This is a genomic window from Lachnoclostridium sp. Marseille-P6806, from assembly GCF_964238185.1.
Classification (GTDB): domain Bacteria; phylum Bacillota; class Clostridia; order Lachnospirales; family Lachnospiraceae; genus Brotaphodocola.
On the sequence record NZ_CAXSLG010000004.1, the window covers coordinates 22,630 to 43,190 of the forward strand.

General features: G+C 45.9%; 16 protein-coding genes, 1 pseudogene and 1 CRISPR repeat array. Of the genes and pseudogenes, 15 read left to right on the forward strand and 2 right to left on the reverse strand.

All coding sequences use genetic code 11. The annotated features are described in order from the left end of the window. Positions 1–66 precede the first annotated feature (66 nt). The 6 genes from cas5c to cas2 are packed head-to-tail and all read left to right on the forward strand — an operon-like array spanning position 67 to position 5,437. Positions 67–795 carry a type I-C CRISPR-associated protein Cas5c gene (gene cas5c / locus ACESON_RS06220; RefSeq protein WP_373108899.1) on the forward strand — a complete coding sequence of 243 codons (729 nt, stop codon included), beginning with the start codon at positions 67–69 and terminating at the stop codon, positions 793–795. Beyond that, a complete protein-coding gene (gene cas8c / locus ACESON_RS06225) occupies positions 789–2,612 on the forward strand; it encodes a type I-C CRISPR-associated protein Cas8c/Csd1 (RefSeq protein WP_373108900.1) in 1,824 nt (607 codons plus the stop codon). The genes cas5c and cas8c overlap by 7 nt, the downstream gene beginning before the upstream one ends. Beyond that, positions 2,596–3,453 (forward strand): type I-C CRISPR-associated protein Cas7/Csd2, encoded by an 858-nt coding sequence (gene cas7c / locus ACESON_RS06230; RefSeq protein ID WP_373108902.1) that lies wholly within the window; start codon positions 2,596–2,598, stop codon positions 3,451–3,453. The genes cas8c and cas7c overlap by 17 nt, the downstream gene beginning before the upstream one ends. Beyond that, a complete protein-coding gene (gene cas4, locus ACESON_RS06235; protein ID WP_373108903.1) occupies positions 3,450–4,118 on the forward strand; it encodes a CRISPR-associated protein Cas4 in 669 nt (222 codons plus the stop codon). Before cas7c ends, cas4 begins: the two co-directional genes overlap by 4 nt. After that, positions 4,115–5,137 carry a type I-C CRISPR-associated endonuclease Cas1c gene (gene cas1c / locus ACESON_RS06240; RefSeq protein ID WP_373108905.1) on the forward strand — a complete coding sequence of 341 codons (1,023 nt, stop codon included), beginning with the start codon at positions 4,115–4,117 and terminating at the stop codon, positions 5,135–5,137. Before cas4 ends, cas1c begins: the two co-directional genes overlap by 4 nt. 9 nt (positions 5,138–5,146) lie before the next feature. Next, positions 5,147–5,437: a CRISPR-associated endonuclease Cas2 gene (gene cas2, locus ACESON_RS06245; RefSeq protein ID WP_373108906.1), complete on the forward strand. Its 291-nt coding sequence runs from the start codon at positions 5,147–5,149 to the stop codon at positions 5,435–5,437. Positions 5,438–5,623: 186 nt separating this feature from the next. After that, positions 5,624–6,193: direct repeats of the CRISPR family, unit length 33 nt; unit sequence GTCGCGCCCCGCGAGGGGCGTGTGAGTAGAAAT. Between the two features lie 249 nt (positions 6,194–6,442). Here the strand turns inward: cas2 and ACESON_RS06250 are convergent. Both ACESON_RS06250 and ACESON_RS06255 read right to left on the reverse strand, forming a co-directional pair. Further along, a pseudogene (locus tag ACESON_RS06250) lies at positions 6,443–6,637 on the reverse strand (transposase); the annotation flags it as partial. Positions 6,638–6,834: 197 nt separating this feature from the next. After that, positions 6,835–8,313 carry a DUF1846 domain-containing protein gene (locus tag ACESON_RS06255; protein WP_177958921.1) on the reverse strand — a complete coding sequence of 493 codons (1,479 nt, stop codon included), beginning with the start codon at positions 8,311–8,313 and terminating at the stop codon, positions 6,835–6,837. Between the two features lie 148 nt (positions 8,314–8,461). Here ACESON_RS06255 and ACESON_RS06260 point away from each other — a divergent pair, with 148 nt between their 5' ends. The 9 genes from ACESON_RS06260 (at position 8,462) to ACESON_RS06300 (ending at position 20,455) form a co-directional block, all read left to right on the forward strand. Next, on the forward strand, positions 8,462–9,862 hold the full coding sequence (locus tag ACESON_RS06260; protein WP_373108908.1) for a putative glycoside hydrolase: 1,401 nt from the start codon (positions 8,462–8,464) through the stop codon (positions 9,860–9,862). 130 nt (positions 9,863–9,992) lie between these two features. Further along, a complete protein-coding gene (locus tag ACESON_RS06265; protein ID WP_373108909.1) occupies positions 9,993–10,640 on the forward strand; it encodes a DUF1653 domain-containing protein in 648 nt (215 codons plus the stop codon). A gap of 17 nt (positions 10,641–10,657) precedes the next feature. After that, on the forward strand, positions 10,658–12,565 hold the full coding sequence (uvrC, locus tag ACESON_RS06270; RefSeq protein WP_373108910.1) for an excinuclease ABC subunit UvrC: 1,908 nt from the start codon (positions 10,658–10,660) through the stop codon (positions 12,563–12,565). Positions 12,566–12,610: 45 nt separating this feature from the next. Next, positions 12,611–13,540, forward strand: coding sequence for an HPr(Ser) kinase/phosphatase (gene hprK, locus ACESON_RS06275; RefSeq protein ID WP_177958918.1), 930 nt, complete (start codon positions 12,611–12,613; stop codon positions 13,538–13,540). A gap of 51 nt (positions 13,541–13,591) precedes the next feature. Next, positions 13,592–14,500 (forward strand): UDP-N-acetylmuramate dehydrogenase, encoded by a 909-nt coding sequence (murB, locus tag ACESON_RS06280; RefSeq protein WP_373108911.1) that lies wholly within the window; start codon positions 13,592–13,594, stop codon positions 14,498–14,500. 16 nt (positions 14,501–14,516) lie between these two features. Next, a complete protein-coding gene (gene rapZ / locus ACESON_RS06285) occupies positions 14,517–15,392 on the forward strand; it encodes an RNase adapter RapZ (protein ID WP_373108913.1) in 876 nt (291 codons plus the stop codon). A 16-nt stretch (positions 15,393–15,408) separates the two neighbouring features. Next, positions 15,409–16,374 carry a DNA-binding protein WhiA gene (whiA, locus tag ACESON_RS06290; RefSeq protein WP_373108915.1) on the forward strand — a complete coding sequence of 322 codons (966 nt, stop codon included), beginning with the start codon at positions 15,409–15,411 and terminating at the stop codon, positions 16,372–16,374. 30 nt (positions 16,375–16,404) lie between these two features. Then, on the forward strand, positions 16,405–16,659 hold the full coding sequence (locus ACESON_RS06295; RefSeq protein WP_177959089.1) for an HPr family phosphocarrier protein: 255 nt from the start codon (positions 16,405–16,407) through the stop codon (positions 16,657–16,659). A gap of 328 nt (positions 16,660–16,987) precedes the next feature. Next, positions 16,988–20,455, forward strand: coding sequence for a DNA polymerase III subunit alpha (locus ACESON_RS06300; protein WP_373108916.1), 3,468 nt, complete (start codon positions 16,988–16,990; stop codon positions 20,453–20,455). Positions 20,456–20,561 lie beyond the last annotated feature (106 nt).

Here is a 20,561-nt window from a genome sequence, read left to right on the forward strand (position 1 = left end):
TGGCAAATGGAATGGTTCGACTATAAGACCATGCAGAAGACAAATACAGAAAAGGGAGGGGATAGCGTGAGCTATGGTTTTAAGATCATTGTGGAAGGTGATTATGCATGCTTTACCAGACCGGAGCTCAAGGTGGAAAGAGTAAGTTATGATGTGCCGACGCCGGGAGCGATGGAGGGATTGTTGAAAAGCGTGTATTGGAAGCCGGCGATACGTTATGTGATCGATCAGATTATTGTATTCCATGAGATCGATTTTGCAAATATCCGGCGCAATGAGGTAAAGGATAAGGTACTTTATAGTGCGGTAAAAAGTCAGATGAACGGAAATGGCGGAGACCCCTGTATTTATGCATCGGAGAGCAGGAGTCAGCGCGCAGCGATGGTACTTAAAAATGTAAGATATGGAATAGCATTTCACTTTGAGCTGACTGGAATGAAAAATGAAAAACAGGACGAATGTGAAGAGAAGCACTATAGTATTTTAAAACGTCGTCTGGAAAAAGGACAGTGGTTCCGTATGCCATGTCTGGGCTGCTGTGAGTTCCCGGTTAAGCGGATGGAGCTTGTCGAAGAATTTGATCTCGGACAGATCAGTCCCGCTATTATAAGTATGGGGGATGTGGATCTTGGCTTCATGAACTATAAGGTGAAATTTGCGGATGGCGGAAGACCAATCAATGGCGACTGGGAGAATCCAAAGTTTTCTGATCGGGCTGTGACAGCGTATTATCGTCCGCACATGATCAACGGAGTCATTGATGTGAAAAAATACAGGGAGGAACTGCGATGCTGATTAGGGCGTTAAGCGATTATTATGATATTCTTTCAGCGGCGGGTAAGGTTCTTCCGAGAGGCTATTCCAAAGTAAAGGTGCAGTATCTTGTTGCATTGACTGCGGAGGGGAAAATTGATGAAATACTTCCATGGAAAGATACTGTTGAGGTTCCGTCAGGGAAAGGAAAAAAGAAACAAAAAGAAGTTCCTAAGGAAGTTGTGATGATGCAGAGGACAGAAAAATCCGGTATTGAGGCCAATATCATAGAGCATCGTCCGTTGTATCTGTTTGGACTCAATCTGGAAAATGAAACTTTGACTCCTTTGGATCGAACAGAAAAAGCAAAAAAATCTCATGAAGCATGTGTGACGGAAAATCTGGAATTTCTGGAAGGGATTGATACGCCTCTGGCAAATGCATTCCGCAATTTTCTGCTGAAATGGAATCCTGAGGAGGAGACAGAAAATGTACATTTGTTGCAGCTTGGAAAAGACTATGCAAAATCGGGATATGCGTTTTGTCTCTCGGGCAGTCCACAGCTTCGCCTCCATGAGGTAAAAGAGCTGAAACAGAAATGGGACAGCAGGTATGAGAAAAAAAATCAGGAAAATCAGGACGATATCACAGCACAGTGCGCAATCAGCGGAAAAATTGAGCCAATTGCAAGAATCCACAGCAAAATCAAAGGAGTTTATGGTGGGCTGGCAACAGGAAGTGTATTGATCGGTTTTAATAATCCATCAGAAAATTCCTATGGAAACGATCAGTCGTATAACAGCAATATCTCGGTGGATATTATGAAAAAGTATACGGAAGCGCTGAATTATTTGCTGGGCAGCAACAAGCATAAAGCTGTATTGGACGATATGACAATCGTATTTTGGGCGATGGAGCCAGAAGAAACGTGTGAGGATCTGTTTAGTCAGTTGATTTGGAGTCAGGCGGATCAGATGAATGCGGAAGACACAGAAGCAATGCTGAAAAAGCTTGTAGAGGATGCAAATGCAGGGTATCTAACAGAGCAGAGGCTTGCGTCAATGGAAGAAATCCATCCGGATGTTGATTTTTATATGCTTGGGTTAAAGCCGAATTCCTCCAGACTTTCGGTAAAATTTCTGATACGGAGAAAATATGCAGATGTCTTGTGGAATATTGCAAGATTTCAGAGGGAGCTACAGATTACGCGAGAGGTAAAACCGGTATATCTGTCATGGATCAAAAAGGAACTGATTTCTCCCAAGAGTAAAAATGATAAGGTTAATCCGGCATTAATGGCGCGCCTGTTTGAAGCGGTGATTTATGGATGTGATTATCCGAATGCCCTGCTGGAAACAATGGTGCGCAGAGTTCGGATCGATAGTGGAAGAGAAAAGATGAATGACGTACGCATTGGCGTGATCAAGGCGTGTCTCAATAGAAAAAATGTGGGGGAGGAGATAAAAGTGGCTTTAGATAAGGAAAATACAAATCAGGCGTATCTGTGCGGAAGACTGTTTGCCATTTTAGAACGGCTGCAGCAGGAAGCATCGAATTACTCCTTAAACAGAACTGTCAAGGATGCCTACTTTGCATCTGCGTCGACAAGACCGCTGCTGGTTTTTCCGAAGCTGATCAATCTGGCGAATCAGAGCTACCTGAAGAAAGCACAGTATCCTATGTTTTATAATAAGCTGATCGGAGAGGTTATGGTAAAGCTGAACGGTGGATTTCCGGATCATTTTTCTCTAAAGGAGCAGGGAGAGTTTATCGTCGGTTACTATCAGCAGAATCAGGCATTTTATGAGAAAAAGAATCAAGAGGACAGGGAGGATGAGCGATATGGCACTGGAAAATAGATATGATTTTATCATGCTTTTTGATGTAGAAAATGGAAATCCAAACGGTGATCCAGATGCGGGAAATATGCCGAGAGTGGATGTTGAATCTGGTTATGGATTTATCACGGATGTCTGCTTGAAACGGAAAATCAGAAATTATGTAGAGCTGGTCAAAGAAGGGGAAGCAGGCTACAACATTCTGGTAAAGCCTGACCGCTCCCTGAATGCAAAATTTACAGCGGCGTATGAGGCAGAAGGACTGCCAAAAAAGAATAAGGGAAAAAATGCGGATGATGTAAAGAAGGCCAGAGAATATATGTGTCGCAATTATTTCGATGTGAGAACGTTCGGTGCAGTGATGTCCACCGGAGAAGATCCGTGCGGCATTGTAAGAGGACCAGTACAGATCAATTTTGCGAGAAGTATTTCTCCAGTGAATATTCTGGATGTTTCCATCACACGTCAGGCGAGAACAACTGAGGAACGGACGGAGACTGGAGAGACAGAAATGGGAAGAAAAAGTGTGATCCCCTATGCACTTTATCGGGCAGAGGGATACGTCTCTGCTGCGCTTGCCAATAAATCGACGGATCTTTCAGAGGATGACCTCGAGCTGCTGTGGAGCGCCATCATCAATATGTTTGAAAACGATCACAGCGCAGCACGTGGAAAAATGTGTATGAGAAAGCTGTACGTATTTAAACACAATAATGTGCTTGGAAGCTGTCCGTCACATCTTTTGTTTGATAAGATTACAGTGTCAGAAAAAGATGGTGTTTTGCCGCGTTCGTTTACTGATTATGAAATCAAGGTTGATCGTCAGATGCCGGAAGGAGTAGAGCTGATCGAAAAAATATGAGTACGATGGAAATAACGATTCGTTCCATTCAGCATTATTTGTACTGTCCGCACCGTTGGGGACTCCTTGAAATTGATAAAGCATGGGCAGAAAACTTTTTTGTGACAAAGGCAAATCTGATGCATGACCGTGTGCATGATCCGAATCGGAATTATACAGCAAGAGGAAAGCGGATTTTTACTTCTGTGCCTATATACAATGACTGTTATCAGCTCTATGGAATTACAGACTGTCTGGAAGCAAGAGAGGACAGGCAGGGGATAACGCTTCCGAATTTCGAAGGCAGATATAAACTCACAATTGTAGAATATAAGCCAACAAAACCGAAAGATGTGGAAGTGCGAGAGGATGATCGGATGCAGGTGTTTGCACAGAAACTCTGCGTAGATTACGTATTTGGCGGAAGCTGCGAAGGTATGATTTATTATGCGGATGTGAAAAAAAGAGTTGATCTGCATCTGCAGGAAAATTTTGCTGTATATGATGTCAGATTAAAAGCTATATTAGAAGAAATGCGTGGATATTTAAAGGCAGGAAAAATACCTACAATTCGAAAAGGACAGAAATGCAGCGGATGTTCTATGAAGGATCTGTGTATGCCAAATATCAGGCAGATTAAAAGCATTCAGAGTGAAATCGAAAAAATCGGGAGGACAGCGCTATGAGAAAATTGCTGAATACGGTGTATGTGACAAATGAAATGGCGTACCTTACTCTGGATGGAGAGAATCTCGTTTGTAAAATAGATGGGGAGACAAAGCTGCGAATTCCATTTGAAAACATCGAAAATATCGTTTGCTTTAATTATATCGGGTGTTCTCCCGCTTTAATGGGAAAATGCGTCAGTAAGACGATACCGATCAACTTTATTTCTCCTCAGGGAAAATTTCTTGCAAAAGTCTGCGGGGAGACGAAGGGAAATGTATTTCTTCGAGTGGCGCAGATCGATACGTTTCGTGAATCAGGACTTGTATTGACACAGAATACAATGGCTGCAAAATTCAGCAACACACGTCAGCTTTTGCGTCGGACACTTCATGATAACGCAGCCTTGCGGGAAGATGAGGAAATGAAGAATACAGTAGAAATTCTGACAGAAGGCATTGAGAAGGTTTATAGTGCAAAAAGTGTGGAAGAAATTATCGGTATCGAGGGATATTGTGCACAGAGTTATTTTTCTGTTTTTAATAAGCTGATAACGAATCAGAAAGTGCCATTTACGTTTGAGTTGCGTACGAAAAGACCGCCGCTTGATCCAGTAAATGCTGTTCTTTCGTTTGTGTATACACTGGCTACGAGCGAATTTGCAGCAGCATTGGAAACAGTAGGACTGGACAGCTATATTGGCTATTGCCATACGCTGCGGAGCGGGCGAGCTTCTCTTGCCTGCGATATGGTAGAGGAAGTCCGCTGCATCGTGGAGCGTTTTGTTCTCACTCTCTTGAATCTACAGATAATTGGAGAGAGGGATTTCGAAAAACAGCTTTCCGGCGCTGTGTGGCTGAATGAAGATGGACGCAAAAAAGTACTGGCAAAATGGCAGGAAAAAAAGCGTACTGATATGACGCATCCATATTTGAAGCAAAAGATCCCGTTGGGCCTGCTTCCTTATATACAAAGTAATCTTTTGGCAAAGTATGTGCGTGGCGATATAGAAACCTATCCATCGTTTCTTTTAAAGTAGGTGATTCGTATGATGGTGTTGATTAGTTACGACGTAAGTACTGTGAGCGCATCAGGAAGAACCCGCTTGCGCAAAGTGGCGAAAGAATGTCAGAATCATGCTCAGCGTGTACAGAACTCCGTGTTTGAAGCAGATCTGGATTATTCTTCTTTTCTTAAATTAAAGGATCGCCTGATCAAACTGATCAATCAGGAAGAAGACAGTCTGAGGTTTTATTATCTCGGAAATAATTGGGAAAAACGAATTGAACATATTGGGGCGAAAAAAACCTATAATCCAGAAGGTGTGATCATCATTTAGTATTCCTGATACCTGCGTGAATGAAATGGTAGGGGAAGAGCAGATGATGTAAAAATCCCGGAAGGTTCGCCTGAAAAAGAGGCATTAGATACCGAATAAATCGACAAAATTGAGAAGATTTTATGATGAAAAAGTCCGCTCCTCTATATGTGGGGAACGATTCGCTATTACATGCTAAATGTAGCGGTCGCGCCCCGCGAGGGGCGTGTGAGTAGAAATTTTCTGATAACACCAGAAGTTTCCGGTCTGTGGGTCGCGCCCCGCGAGGGGCGTGTGAGTAGAAATCGGACCGGTTCGGTTTTTCAAAATCAACCACATCCGTCGCGCCCCGCGAGGGGCGTGTGAGTAGAAATCCAGGAAGCCGTCATCTTCTATCTCAGCCTCCTGTCGCGCCCCGCGAGGGGCGTGTGAGTAGAAATTAATTGCTATCCGTCCAACAATTTCCACATTGCGTCGCGCCCCGCGAGGGGCGTGTGAGTAGAAATCGTTCGCTCCGTCTCCAGAGTTCCAGAAACCTCCGTCGCGCCCCGCGAGGGGCGTGTGAGTAGAAATGCAGAAATATGCAGCATGACATAAAGACATATTTGTCGCGCCCCGCGAGGGGCGTGTGAGTAGAAATTGCACATACTTCCCGCGCCCCAAGTCAATCTCGTCACGTCGCGCCCCGCGAGGGGCGTGTGAGTAGAAATTATGCTAATCGTGTAGCTATTTGCCTGGTTTGTAGTCGCGCCCCGCGAGGGGCGTGTGAGTAAAAAGTTTTATATATGGTTTCCATTGTCACCTCTAATGTATGTATTGAGTCGCTTCATTGCTGGATTAAGAGAAAATGATTGAATCAATTTAAAATCCGTGATTATTAGCATGTATATCGGTTGCTTTGATGGGATTTGGATGCATTTTATAATATAAATGGTGACTACATATCACCAAATAACTATGAATAACGGTATCACAAAATTCAACAGGACGAATTGCAATTAGAAGGTTAAGATGGGAAAATTTTCATTTTAACTGGGCACGTTCTTTTACTTTATCAAATCGATTACGAGAGAGTGACTTTAATTCCTCATTGTGGTAAGATGTATCTGAGTAGAACCTTAAGTTCACATCAGACACCAACATAGAAGCAATTGAGAAGGTATCTATTTTATCCGCTTTGGTCTGTCTAAGACTTAAACTTTTTCTGTACAGCTTTGAATATTTAAAAATTAAGTGTTTTTGTGCATTTTTCAAGAACGGAATCCGTGCTGTGGTATTTGTCGGTTGTGGATCGATTGTCAGCCATGTGATAGATTCCGAGTCTACTCCATGCTGTAAATTTGTCTACAGAAAAGGAACTGCACACTAATTTCTTAGTGCGACAGTCCCTTGGATCCATTCACAGTATGATCTGTTTATTACCGATACAGCTTCTTTTTTTCGTAAATCGGTTCGGAGGTTAATTCCAGTCCCAGTTTGTTGAACATTTTAATATCCACGGAGGAAAGCATTACGGAGGTATGAATCTGGCAGCCGCGAAGCTTAGGCAGCTGTTCTAAGGCCAGCCGTGCATTGGAATCCGTGGCGGCACACATGGAAAGGGCAATCAGCACCTCATCTGTGTGAAGCCGCGGGTTTTTGCTTCCCAGATATCCGACCTTCAGTCCCTGAATCGGTTCGATGAAGGTAGGAGAAATCAGATGAATGTTGTCGGCGATTCCACCAAGCTCTTTGACTGCGTTCAGTAAAACGGCAGCGGAAGCGCCCAGAAGAGCGGAGGTTTTTCCGGTTACGATTTTTCCGTCAGGCAGCTCCAGGGCGGCAGCCGGAGAACCGTTTTTAGCGGATAACTCATTGGCTACGGATACAACGGCGCGCATACTGGTGGTGATCTTTGCCTGCTTCATCAAAAGCTCGATTTTGTAAACCTCATCTTTGGAGCCTTTGTCTTTGGCAAGGCGGTTCAGCGCCTGATAGTAACGGCGGATAATTTCCTGTCGGGAGGCCTCTTTGCAGGCCTCGTCATCGATGATGCAGTTTCCGGCCATATTTACACCCATGTCAGTGGGGGATTTGTATGGACAGTAGCCGTAGATTCCTTCAAACATGGCAGACAGTACAGGGTAGATTTCCACATCGCGGTTGTAGTTGACAGTGGTTACGCCATAGGCTTCCAGATGGAAGGGATCGATCATGTTGACGTCGTTTAAGTCTGCGGTAGCTGCCTCATAGGCAAGGTTTACCGGATGCTTTAAGGGAATATTCCAGATTGGGAAGGTCTCAAATTTGGCATATCCGGCCTTGATGCCCCTCTTGTTTTCGTGGTAAAGCTGGGAAAGACAGGTGGCCATTTTTCCGCTTCCCGGGCCTGGTGCAGTGATAATGACTAATGGCTTTGTGGTTTCGATATATTCATTTTTTCCGTAGCCTTCATCGCTGACAATGTGAGCAATGTCGTTGGGATAGCCTTCGATGGGATAGTGGCGGTAAACCTGAATGCCCAGGTTCTGAAGCTTGGTGCGGAACAGATCCGCAGAGGGCTGCCCGGTGTAGCGGGTGATCACAACGCTTCCTACATAAAGTCCTTTATCGCGGAATTCCTGAATCAGACGGAGAACATCCACATCGTAGGTGATGCCCAGATCGTGGCGGATTTTATTTTTTTCAATGTCAGCGGCATTGATGGCAATAACGATCTCGGCCTGGTCTGCAAGCTGAAGCAGCATCTGCAGCTTGCTGTCCGGGGCAAAGCCCGGAAGGACTCTGGAGGCGTGATAGTCATCAAACAGCTTTCCGCCGAATTCCAGATATAATTTATCTCCGAACTGGTTGATTCGTTCCCGAATATGTTCGGACTGCATTTTCAGATATTTTTGGTTATCAAATCCTATTTTCATATATTTTCTTGCCCCTTTCACTGCCCCTCATTGTATCACAGACGGCTTTAAAATGCACCTGGAATTTTGATTATTTTAGGATTTTGTGATATACTAAGCAGAAAGGAACTTGTCAACCCGATAACACAAAGGACAAAAGGACTGGAGTATGATGAAAAGCAGCTATGCAAGGCTTTTTTTGCTTCTGGCTCTTCAGGTTGGGCTGATATCTGGCTGTGGAAAGCTGGAGGCAGTGAAAGAACTGGCGACTGTTCCGGAGCCGGTAGTGGTAGAGCATGGAACAACGAAGGCACAGGAAGAAGGCGAGAAAACGGCAGAAGAAGCGGAAGCAGCGACGGAACTGGAACTGCAGACACAGGAAATTGTATTGGAAAAGGGGCAGCAGAGAAATCCTGTTCAGGTGAAGGGAATTTATATTTCTGCCTATGTGGCAGGAACCCCCTCGATGGTGGATAATCTGATTGCAGAGCTTGATCGGACAGAGGCCAACACACTTGTGATTGATCTGAAGGATGATTTTGGTCGTGTGGCCTGTGAGATGGAATCTCCCCTGGTACAGGAACTGGGTTCTTCAAAGGCCTATATTTCGGATATTCAAGGGCTAATGGAGAAACTGGAGGAGCACGGGATTTATGCCATTGCCCGGATTCCGGCTTTTCGTGATGCCTGGCTGGGAGATGTTCGGCCGGACTGGTGCATCAAAAAGGCAGATGGAACGGTATTCCGGGACAGGGACGGCAATGCCTGGGTCAATCCCTATAAGAAGGAGGCCTGGGATTATCTGGTGGAAATCGCAGCTGAGGCAGGAAAGCTGGGCTTTGAGGAAGTACAGTTTGACTATGTGCGCTTCTGTACGGAGAAGGGCATGAAGGAGGTTGTTTTTGACGAGGCCGATGTGCAGGGCAGATCCCGAACAGGAATTATTCTGGAATTTATGGAATATGCCTATGACAGACTGAAGGCAGAGGGACTGTTTGTGTCTGCAGATGTATTTGGCGCCATTATCAACAGTGATGTAAATGCAGATTCTGTGGGACAGATTTACGGAGAGATGGCAAAGCATCTGGATTATATCAGTCCTATGATTTACCCTTCTCATTACGCAGATGGAAATTATGGAATTGCCCATCCGGATATGCAGCCCTATGAGACAATCTGCGCGGCGCTGATGGATTCCAGAAAGGAGCTTTACTTTGCCGGAAAGAACGGAGAGCATATTGCCGTGGTACGTCCCTGGCTTCAGGATTTTACAGCCAGCTGGCTGACAAATCATATTCCTTATGGAGGGCCGGAGGTTCGCAGTCAGATTCAGGCGGTTTATGATTGCGGATATGATGAATGGCTTTTGTGGGATGCAGCATGTACCTATGACTGGGATGGACTTCTGACACCAGAGGAGGCAAAGGCAGAACAGGAGCAGATTGTTCAGTCCCGGGCAGCTCTGCCGGAAACGACTTTTGCAGAGGAGACAACAGCGGCAGAGACGGAAGCTGTGGGAGAAACCATGGAATCGTCCTTTGAGGTGCAGGAAACAGAAGCCGCAGAATAGGATGGCTGCAGGAGGCAGTCGGTTTTATGCTCAGAAGGGTATCAGTGCAGTTCGCTGATACCCTTTTCTTCTTATTTGTGCTATAATTTTGTAGTAACAGATTAGAAGAGGCAGAGAGTGAGGAAATCAAATGGAGAGACAGGTGTATCCTGGAGAATTTTATCGACATTTTAAAAATAAATTATATCAGATTCTGGCAGTGGCAACCCATTCTGAGACGGGAGAGAGGATGGTGGTTTATCAGGCTCTTTATGGGGATTTTGGTGTTTATGTAAGGCCTTATGAAATGTTTGTAAGCGCTGTAGAACGGGAAAAATACCCGGAAGTGACTCAGGAATACCGGTTTGAGCGAGTGGAGCTGGCGGCCGCAGCTAGAGAATCAGGTGACAGGGACAGAGCAGGAGGTTTTGGCAATTTCGCTGAAGCTGGTTCATATCTGCACGGGGAAGTGATGGCAGCCGGATCAGACGAATCGAAAGGAATCGGCATCAGAGCCAATTCCACAAGCAGATTTGAGGAAGAAGTCAGAACTCAGGAACCTGTGCAGAAGTTGTATGAACCAAGTCCGGCATTTCTTAAATTTCTGGATGCAGATACTTATGAGGAGCGGATGGAGTGTCTTTCTGCCATGGCACGGACGGCACAGCAAAGGGATTTGGACAGTCTTTATCTGGTGCTTGATATGAAGCCGGAAACAGGTACGATTCCAGAACAGCTTCGGGCGATTGGAGGATTTCTGGCCCTCCAGAACCGGTTTGACGGAAAACGGCTTAGATAGGAGAAAGGGACGGAAAAATGTTTAATATAGAGGATGAACTGAAGAAGCTGCCGTCTCAGCCTGGGGTTTATCTGATGCACGACGCTAAGGACGAGATTATTTATGTGGGAAAGGCTGTCAGCCTGAAAAACCGGGTGCGGCAGTATTTTCAGAGCAGCCGCAATAAGAGTGCGAAGATTGAGCAGATGGTTTCACGGATTGCCCGGTTTGAGTACATTGTGACAGATTCGGAGATGGAGGCTCTGGTTCTGGAATGTAATCTGATTAAGGAGCATCAGCCCCGATATAATACCATGCTGAAGGATGACAAGGCATATCCGTATATTAAGGTAACTGTTGGGGAGGATTTCCCACGGGTGATGCTTGCAAGAACCATGAAAAAGGATAAAAACCGATATTTTGGCCCCTATACCAGTGCTGGGGCGGTGAAGGATACCATTGATTTGATACACAAGCTGTATAAAATCAGAACCTGCAGCAGGAATCTGCCCCGAGATACGGGAAAAGAGCGCCCTTGTCTGAATTATCACATTAAACAGTGCGATGCCCCCTGTCAGGGATATATTTCTAAGGAAGAGTACGGAGAAAATATCAGACAGGTTTTGGAGTTTTTAAATGGCCGTTATGACGGTGTTTTAAAAAATCTGGAAGAAAAAATGAAAGCAGCTTCCGATGCTATGGATTTTGAAAAGGCCATCGAGTATCGGGATTTGCTAAGCAGTGTGAAGAAGGTGGCTCAGAAGCAGAAGATTACCAGCAGCAATATGGAGGATCGGGATATTATTGCTATGGCCCGGGATGATATGGATGCAGTAGTTCAGGTATTCTTTGTCCGGGAAGGCAAGCTGATTGGACGGGATCATTTCCGTATGTCTGTGGCAACTGCGGAGACAAGGGGGCAGATTCTTTCCAGCTTTGTAAAGCAGTTTTATGCAGGAACTCCATTTTTGCCCAAGGAGCTGTGGGTGCAGTATGAGCTGGAGGATATGGAGCTGATTGGCCAGTGGCTCAGCGCCAGAAAGGGTCAGAAGGTTCGCATTACGGTTCCGAAGAAAGGCGATAAGGAGCGGCTGGTGGAGCTGGCGGAGAAGAATGCGGCTCTTGTGTTGATTCAGGACAATGAAAGGAATAAACGGGAAGAGATGCGGACCATAGGAGCTATGAATCAGGTGGCTCAGTGGCTGGGGCTGGAGAATGTCCGCAGAATGGAGGCCTTTGATATTTCCAATATTTCTGGATACGAATCTGTAGGCTCTATGGTGGTCTTTGAAAATGGAAGGCCAAAACGCAGCGATTATCGGAAATTCCGCATTAAGACGGTAATAGGACCCAATGATTATGCTTCTATGAAGGAGGTGCTTACCAGACGGTTTACTCATGGTATGGAGGAACAGAAACAGCTGAAAAATCAGGGAGTGGAAAAAGAGTTTGGAAGCTTTACCAGATTTCCGGATCTTCTGATGATGGATGGTGGAAAGGGTCAGGTGAATATTGCTCTGGAGGTGATGGAGCAGCTGGGGCTTTCGATTCCGGTCTGCGGTATGGTGAAGGATGATAATCACAGGACAAGAGGTCTTTATTATCAGAATGAGGAGATTTCGATCGATCGTCATTCGGAGGGCTTTCGTCTGATCACCAGAATTCAGGATGAGGCCCATAGGTTTGCAATTGAGTATCACCGCAGTTTGAGAAGCAAAAGCCAGGTAAGGTCGATTCTGGATGAGATTCCGGGAATTGGGGATACGAGGAGAAAGTCTCTGATGAGAAGCTTTCAGTCTCTGGACGCGGTGCGGGAGGCTTCGGTTGAGGAGCTTTGCCAGGTGCCTGGTATGAACCGGGCAGCAGCGGAAAGTGTGTACCAGTTTTTCCGCAGGAAAGAAAAAGGGGATACCGTGATTGTGGATGACATTTCCCCGCGGATATGATAGTATGAAAGAATGTTAGGACATAGAGGAAAAGGAGTGGAAGCGATGTACGGAGTTACGATTACAGAATTGATTAATAAGATGAATCTGAAAAATATTCTTCCGGAAATTGATACAGATAAGGTTGTGCTGTCTCATCCGGATGTAAACCGTCCGGCACTGCAGCTGGCAGGTTTCTTCGATCATTTTGATCGGGAAAGAGTACAGATTATTGGTTTTGTGGAGCAGGAGTATATTAAGACGCTGCCCAGGGACAGGAAGATTGCCATGTATGAAAGACTGCTATCCAGTGAAATTCCCTGTGTGCTCTACAGCCGCTCCCAGATGCCTGATGAAGATATGAAGGATCTCTGTCTTCACTATCAGGTTCCTTGTATGGTTTCCGACAAGAGCACATCTGATTTGATGGCAGAGGTGATTCGCTGGCTGAAGGTAAAGATGGCGCCCTGCATCAGCATTCACGGCGTACTGGTAGACGTATTTGGTGAGGGCGTTTTGATTATGGGCGAGAGCGGTATTGGAAAAAGTGAGGCTGCTTTGGAGCTGATTAAGCGTGGACACCGCCTGGTTACAGATGATGTTGTGGAGATCCGCAAGGTCAGCGATGAGACTCTGGTGGGAAGCGCGCCGGATATTACCAAGCATTTTATTGAGCTGCGAGGAATTGGCATTATTGATGTAAAAGCGCTGTTTGGTGTAGAAAGCGTGAAGGATACTCAGAATATTGACATGGTAATTAAGCTGGAGGACTGGGATAAGGATAAGGAATACGATCGTCTGGGACTGGAGGATCAGTATACGGAATTTTTGGGAAATAAGGTTGTATGCCACAATATTCCCATCCGTCCGGGCCGGAACCTGGCAATTATCGTAGAGTCTGCGGCTGTCAACTATCGCCAGAAGAAGATGGGCTATAATGCAGCCAAGGAACTGTACAATCGTGTACAGGCAAATCTGGGAAGACCTCAGATTTAAAAGAAAATTTCCGGTTCTGCCGGGAAAATCAGGAAGTAAATGAGGAGTCAGATGAAGAATTTTACAGAAAAACTTTGCCGGATTTTGCCGGAAGAGCAGGTGCATGAGAATGAGCCTATGAGCCGCCGCACGACCTTCCGTGCAGGAGGAGCGGCTGACTGGCTGGTGGAGCCGGATACAGAGGGGCAGCTGGCGGAGATAATCCGCCTTTGCAGGGAGCAGCAGGTTCCGTGGTATATTCTGGGAAATGGAAGCAATCTTCTGGTAGGAGATAAGGGATTTCACGGTGTAATGATTGTTCTGGGAAAAAACTGGAATCAGGTTGAGATTACAGGACAGACCATTCGGGCAGGCGCAGGCGCTCTGCTTTATACAGTGGCAAAGCAGGCCCTTGCAGCATCCCTGACAGGACTGGAGTTTGCATCAGGAATTCCTGGCACCATTGGAGGCGCTGTGGTGATGAATGCAGGCGCTTATGGCGGGGAAATGTGTCAGGTTCTGACGCGGGTCCGAGTTATGACAGGGGACGGTCAGGTGAAAATTCTGGATGCGTCGGAGCTGGAGCTGGGATATCGGACCAGCTGCATTCTTTCCCGGGGCTATATAATTTTGGAGGCAGAGCTTTTGCTGGAGATGGGCAGCCAGGAGGAAATACGGAGCCAGATGCAGGACTATGCAGGACGGAGACGGGAAAAGCAGCCCCTGGAGTACCCCAGCGCGGGCAGTACTTTTAAACGGCCTGCGGGATATTTTGCAGGAAAGCTGATTGATGAGGCCGGCCTGCGGGGATTTGGAGTAGGCGGCGCTCAGGTATCAGAAAAGCATTGTGGATTTGTGATTAATCGGGGCGGCGCTACGGCAGCGGATATTGTGGAGCTGTGCCGCCAGGTGAAGGAGCGGGTTTTCCAGAATTCCGGCGTGGAGCTGGAGCTGGAGGTAAAGCTTCTGGGAGAATTCTAAAACGGAGGAGAAAGCCATGAAGCTGGTCATTGTAACGGGCATGTCCGGCGCAGGAAAGACCATTGCCCTGAAAATACTGGAGGACCTGGGATTTTATTGTGTAGATAATCTGCCGATTCCTCTGATGGAGCCGTTTGCCGATCTGGCTATGCGGCAGTCATCCGCACATGAGAAAGTGGCTCTGGGAATTGATATTCGCAGCGGAGAGGATCTTCCACGGTTCCGGCAGATTCTGGAACAGTGGAAATCTGGTTCCCTTCCCTGCGAGGTGCTGTTTCTGGATTGCAGCGATGAAACTTTGATTAAGCGTTATAAGGAAACTCGTCGTTCTCATCCTCTGGCAGGAAAGGGCCGTGTAGATACTGGAATTCAGACAGAACGCAGCCGGCTGGATTTTTTAAAGAAAGAAGCGGATATTATTATTGATACCAGTCAGCTTCTTACCAGAGAGCTGCGCCAGGAACTGGAGAAAATATTTGTTGATAACCAGAATTATCAGAATTTGTTTGTAACTGTGTTGTCCTTTGGTTTTAAATATGGGATTCCAGTGGATGCAGATTTGGTATTTGATGTGAGATTTCTGCCCAACCCTTATTATGAGGAAAGTCTGAGAAGTCACACAGGGCAGGAAGCAGAAGTGCAGGCCTATGTTCATCAGGGAGGAACGGCAGAGCTCTTTTTGGGAAAGCTGTACGATATGCTGGAGTTTCTGATTCCCAATTACGTTCAGGAGGGAAAGAATCAGCTGGTCATTGCCATTGGATGTACTGGCGGAAAACACCGTTCTGTGACAATTGCAGAGGCCGTTTACCAGTATTTAAGCGGACACAGGGAGCTGGGGCTGAAGCTGGAGCACAGGGACATTGAGAAGGACAGAATACGAAAAAAATAAGCATCTGAGGTGGGAAATGTCATTTTCTTCAAGAGTTAAGGAGGAATTATCCCGGCAGCTTAGTCCTGCCAGACACTGCCAGATTGCTGAAATTGCGGCGATTATCAGTCTGTGCGGCAGGATTCAGATATCGGAAAACGATCGGTATCGGATTAAAATCAGCACGGAAAATGCGGCAGTTGCAAGAAAGTACTTTACATTATTGAAAAAAACATTTAATATAAGTACTGATGTTTCTATTCGCCAGGGGGCAGAAGGCCATCGGCTTCGTACCTACACGGTAGGGGTCAGCCGGCATGAAGACGCAATGCGGGTTCTTCAGGCCACCAAGCTGATTGACAGATATGGGGAGATTGAAGAAAATCTGTCTCTGGCTCAGAATGTGGTAATTATGCAGAGCTGCTGCAAGCGGGCTTTTATCCGCGGAGCATTTCTGGCCTCCGGTTCTATCAGCGATCCGGAGAAATTCTATCATTTTGAAATTGTCTGCGCTGCTGAGGCCAAGGCAGTTCAGCTTCAGGGATTGATTCTTGCATTTGGTCTGGACGCCAAGATTGTACAGAGAAAGAAGTACTATGTGGTTTATATTAAAGAGGGCAGCCAGATTGTAGACATCCTGAACGTAATGGAAGCGCCTGTGGCCTTAATGGAACTGGAAAATATCCGGATTCTCAAGGAAATGCGCGGAAGCGTAAATCGACAGGTCAATTGTGAGACAGCCAATATCAATAAGACAGTATCGGCTGCAGTAAAACAGATGAAGGATATTACTTTCATCCGGGACAAAATTGGCTTTGACAAGCTGCCGGAAAATCTCAGTGAGATTGCGCAGCTGCGCCTGTTAAAGCCAGAAGCAACACTAAAAGAGCTTGGAGAGGCTCTGGATCCGCCGGTTGGCAAATCCGGCGTAAATCACAGGCTCAGGAAGCTGGGAGAGTTGGCCCAAAAGCTAAGAGAGCAGTATCCAGGCAATGAAGCATAATACATGCTTTCAGAAATGAGGAGGATAATTATGGTAAAGAAAGCAATTACGATTGGACTCGCATCCGGACTTGAGGCAAGACCGGTGGCCATGCTGGTGCAGATTGCAAGCCAGTATGACAGCCTGATTTATGTAGAGAGCGAGAATGCGCGCGTGAATGCCAAGAGTATTATGGGTATGATGACACTGGGACTTGATGTGGGAGAGACCGTGGTTGTCAGCGCAGACGGAAGTGATGAGGAGAAGGCGATTGCAGAGATCGAGCAGTATTTGAGCAATCGGTAATCCCCACTCGAAATTGTTTATGAAGTGATAGATGAAAATGGGCAGGATTTCTGGAAATCAGAAATACCTGCCCTTTGTCCATTCTGGAAACAGTGGAAAAAAACTTTATTTCCAGATATAATGAAAGGTAACAGCTCAGCCGGACAAGAAAAAGTAAGACTGAACTGTTACAATAAAAGGGATCACAGCCCTGCCGAAAGAAAAGGGCAGCGGCCTGAAGGCGAGTCAAGAGCAGACAGTCGAAAGAGAAGCGGAAAGAACGGCTGAAAAGACAGCCGAACAGGATGCGGGCAGAGTGCTGGAAATAAAATAGAAAGGAAGAAAAGCTGTGGCATTTACACATTTGCATGTCCATACAGAGTACAGCCTGCTGGACGGTTCCTGTAAAATTAAGGAGCTGGCAGCCCGTGCAAAGGAACTGGGAATGGACAGTTTGGCAATTACCGATCATGGTGCCATGTACGGTGTGATTGATTTTTACAGGGCAGCAAAAGAGGTGGGAATCAAGCCCATTATTGGGTGCGAGGTCTATGTATCTCCTGGCTCCCGTTTTGATCGGGAGACGGCAAGCGGCGAGGATCGGTATTACCATCTGGTTTTGCTGGCTGAGAATGATCAGGGATATCACAATCTGATGAAGATTGTGTCAAAAGGCTATGTGGAAGGCTTTTACTATAAGCCCAGAGTGGATTATGAGGTTCTGGAAACCTTCCATGAAGGCGTGATTGCCCTGTCGGCCTGTCTGGCCGGCGAGGTGCAGAGATATCTGGGAAGGGGGATGTATGAAGAAGCGTGCCGTTCGGCCCTTCATTATGAAACTATATTTGGAAAGGGGAATTTTTTCCTGGAGCTTCAGGATCATGGAATTCCCATGCAGAAAACAGTAAATCAGGGACTTCTGCGCATGAGCCGGGAGTTGGGAATCGATCTGGTAGCAACCAATGATATTCATTATATTCTGGCAGAGGATGCGGTTCCTCATGACATTCTGCTTTGTATCCAGACGGGAAAAAGAGTGACGGATGAAAACAGAATGCGTTATGAAGGCGGACAGTATTACTGCAAATCCGAGGAAGAAATGCGGGCACTGTTTCCCTATGCTCAGGAGGCGATTGATAATACGCACAAGATTGCACAGCGTTGCAACGTGGAAATTGAATTTGGCGTAACCAAGCTGCCCAAATACGAAGTACCGGAGGGATATGATTCCTGGGGATATTTAAACAAGCTGTGTCTGGACGGCATGGCAAAGCGGTATCCCAAGGATGACGGAACCTTAAAAAAGCGCCTGGAATATGAGCTTGATGTCATTCATAACATGGGATATGTAGACTATTTCCTGATTGTGTGGGATTTCATTCATTTTGCCAGATCCCACAATATTATGGTAGGGCCGGGGCGTGGTTCGGCAGCAGGAAGCATTGTAGCCTACTGTCTGGAAATTACAAACATTGACCCTATTCGCTATGATCTTCTATTTGAACGCTTTTTGAATCCAGAGCGTGTATCCATGCCGGATATTGATATAGATTTCTGCTTTGAACGGAGGCAGGAAGTGATTGATTATGTGGTGGAAAAATACGGCAAGGATCAGGTAGTACAGATTGTTACTTTTGGTACTATGGCAGCCAAGGGAGTAGTCCGGGATGTAGGACGTGTTCTGGATATGCCCTATGCCCGCTGCGATGCTATTGCAAAGATGATTCCAACGGATCTGGGAATGACTCTGGAGAAGGCATTGAAACAAAATCCAGAGCTTCGGGAAGCCTATCAGCAGGATGATGAGGTCAAGTATCTGATTGATATGGCAATGCGCCTGGAGGGACTTCCCAGACACACCTCTATGCATGCGGCAGGCGTGGTAATTGGTCAGCGGGCTATGGATGAGTTTGTTCCCTTATCCAGAGCGGCAGATGGAACCATTACCACCCAGTTTACCATGACAACTTTGGAAGAGCTGGGGCTGTTGAAGATGGATTTTCTGGGTCTTCGAACTCTGACTGTGATTCAGAATGCGGCAGAGCAGGTGGAGAGAGGATATGGCATTCACCTGGACATGGAAACAATTGATTATAATGATAAGAACGTTCTGGCATCCATTGGCACGGGAAAATGTGATGGAATCTTTCAGCTGGAAAGTTCTGGAATGAAAAGCTTTATGAAAGAGCTGAAGCCGGAAAATCTGGAGGATGTCATTGCGGGAATTTCTCTGTATCGTCCGGGACCTATGGATTTCATTCCCCGATATCTCAAGGGAAAAAATGATCGCTCATCGATTACCTATGACTGTCCGCAGCTGGAATCTATTCTGGGGCCTACCTACGGGTGTATTGTGTATCAGGAGCAGGTAATGCAGATTGTTCGGGATCTGGCAGGCTATACCATGGGACGAAGCGATTTGGTGCGCCGTGCCATGTCAAAGAAAAAGGCTGCTGTTATGGAAAAGGAGCGTAAGAATTTTGTCTACGGAAATGAGGAAGAAGGGGTAAAGGGCTGTATTAACAATGGAATCAGCGAGAAAACAGCCAACCATATCTATGACGAAATGATCGATTTTGCGAAATATGCGTTTAACAAGTCCCATGCAGCCTGCTACGCAGTGGTGGCATATCAGACAGCATATTTGAAATATTATTATCCCAGGGAATTTATGGCAGCTCTGATGACGTCGGTGATGGACAATATTACCAAGGTGTCAGAATATATTTTAAGCTGCCGCCAGATGGGAATTGCCATTCTTCCTCCGGATATCAATGAAGGGCAGAGCGGATTTTCCGTGTCCGGCGGAGCCATTCGCTATGGTCTTTCTGCAATTAAAAGTATAGGACGAAATGTAGTGGATGCGATTATCCGGGAACGGGAGGCAAATGGTCTTTTTGTATCAATGGATGATTTTGTAGAGAGAATGACAAATAAAGAGATCAACAAACGAACCATGGAAAGCTTTATCAAATCAGGAGCGCTGGATTCCATGCCAGGAAACCGGCGGCAGAAGACGATGATTGCGCCGGAACTGCTGGAACAGAAAAATAAGGAACGGAAGAATGCCATGGAAGGCCAGATGAGTCTTTTTGATTTTGCTTCTGAGGAAGAAAAACAGCAGTTCCAGATTACCATGCCCAATGTGCCGGAGTTTCCAAGAGAGGAGCTGTTGGCCTTTGAAAAGGAAATGCTGGGGATCTATGTCAGCGGCCATCCGTTGGACTCCTATCTGGAAACCTGGAAAAACAGCATAACAGCAAAGACTACAGATTTTATAGTAGATGAGGAAACAGGCAGGGCTGCAGCCACTGATGGAGAGAGAGTCATTATAGGAGGAATGATTTCCGGAAAGGTAGTAAAGACTACAAAAACGGGAAAAATGATGGCCTTTGTTACGGTTGAAGATATGGTAGGCTCTGTAGAAGTGCTGGTATTTCCGAAAGATTTTGAGAATAACAGGAGTTTTCTCAATGAAGATGAGCGGGTGTTTATCCGGGGAAGAGCTTCTATAGGCGATGAGCCGGTGGGAAAGGTGATCTGTGAGCAGGTAATTCCTTTTGATGCGGTTCCAAAGGAACTGTGGATAAAGTTTTCTGATAAAGCGGAATATGATCAAAAGGGTCCGGAAATCTTGGAAGCATTGAAACAGTCAGAGGGAAATGACACAGTTATTATTTATCTGGAGAAGGAACGTGCAAAAAAAATCCTGCCTCCTGCCTGGAAAATCTGTGCAAATGAGACAATAATGGAGTTTTTAGAAAAACTTGTTGGTGAAAAAAATATCAAACTTGTAGAAAAGGGATTGAAAAGATAGGAAAAATGATATAGAATACTTCTGAATTGTATTTTGAGGAAAACAATTCCAATCCGGGAAATCGTACCGGTCTGAGACATAACAGAAAGAGATAAAAAGAAAAGGT

Excerpts from the sequence above, each read along its gene's own strand:
- cas8c (WP_373108900.1), top strand. The coding sequence starts at position 789 with ATGCTGATTAGGGCGTTAAGCGATTATTATGATATTCTTTCAGCGGCG.
- cas1c (WP_373108905.1), top strand. The coding sequence starts at position 4,115 with ATGAGAAAATTGCTGAATACGGTGTATGTGACAAATGAAATGGCGTAC.
- cas7c (WP_373108902.1), top strand. The coding sequence starts at position 2,596 with ATGGCACTGGAAAATAGATATGATTTTATCATGCTTTTTGATGTAGAA.
- rapZ (WP_373108913.1), top strand. The coding sequence starts at position 14,517 with ATGAAGCTGGTCATTGTAACGGGCATGTCCGGCGCAGGAAAGACCATT.
- ACESON_RS06260 (WP_373108908.1), top strand. The coding sequence starts at position 8,462 with ATGATGAAAAGCAGCTATGCAAGGCTTTTTTTGCTTCTGGCTCTTCAG.
- ACESON_RS06295 (WP_177959089.1), top strand. The coding sequence starts at position 16,405 with ATGGTAAAGAAAGCAATTACGATTGGACTCGCATCCGGACTTGAGGCA.
- ACESON_RS06265 (WP_373108909.1), top strand. The coding sequence starts at position 9,993 with ATGGAGAGACAGGTGTATCCTGGAGAATTTTATCGACATTTTAAAAAT.
- hprK (WP_177958918.1), top strand. The coding sequence starts at position 12,611 with ATGTACGGAGTTACGATTACAGAATTGATTAATAAGATGAATCTGAAA.
- uvrC (WP_373108910.1), top strand. The coding sequence starts at position 10,658 with ATGTTTAATATAGAGGATGAACTGAAGAAGCTGCCGTCTCAGCCTGGG.
- cas4 (WP_373108903.1), top strand. The coding sequence starts at position 3,450 with ATGAGTACGATGGAAATAACGATTCGTTCCATTCAGCATTATTTGTAC.
- ACESON_RS06255 (WP_177958921.1), bottom strand. The coding sequence starts at position 8,313 with ATGAAAATAGGATTTGATAACCAAAAATATCTGAAAATGCAGTCCGAA.
- cas2 (WP_373108906.1), top strand. The coding sequence starts at position 5,147 with ATGATGGTGTTGATTAGTTACGACGTAAGTACTGTGAGCGCATCAGGA.
- murB (WP_373108911.1), top strand. The coding sequence starts at position 13,592 with ATGAAGAATTTTACAGAAAAACTTTGCCGGATTTTGCCGGAAGAGCAG.
- whiA (WP_373108915.1), top strand. The coding sequence starts at position 15,409 with ATGTCATTTTCTTCAAGAGTTAAGGAGGAATTATCCCGGCAGCTTAGT.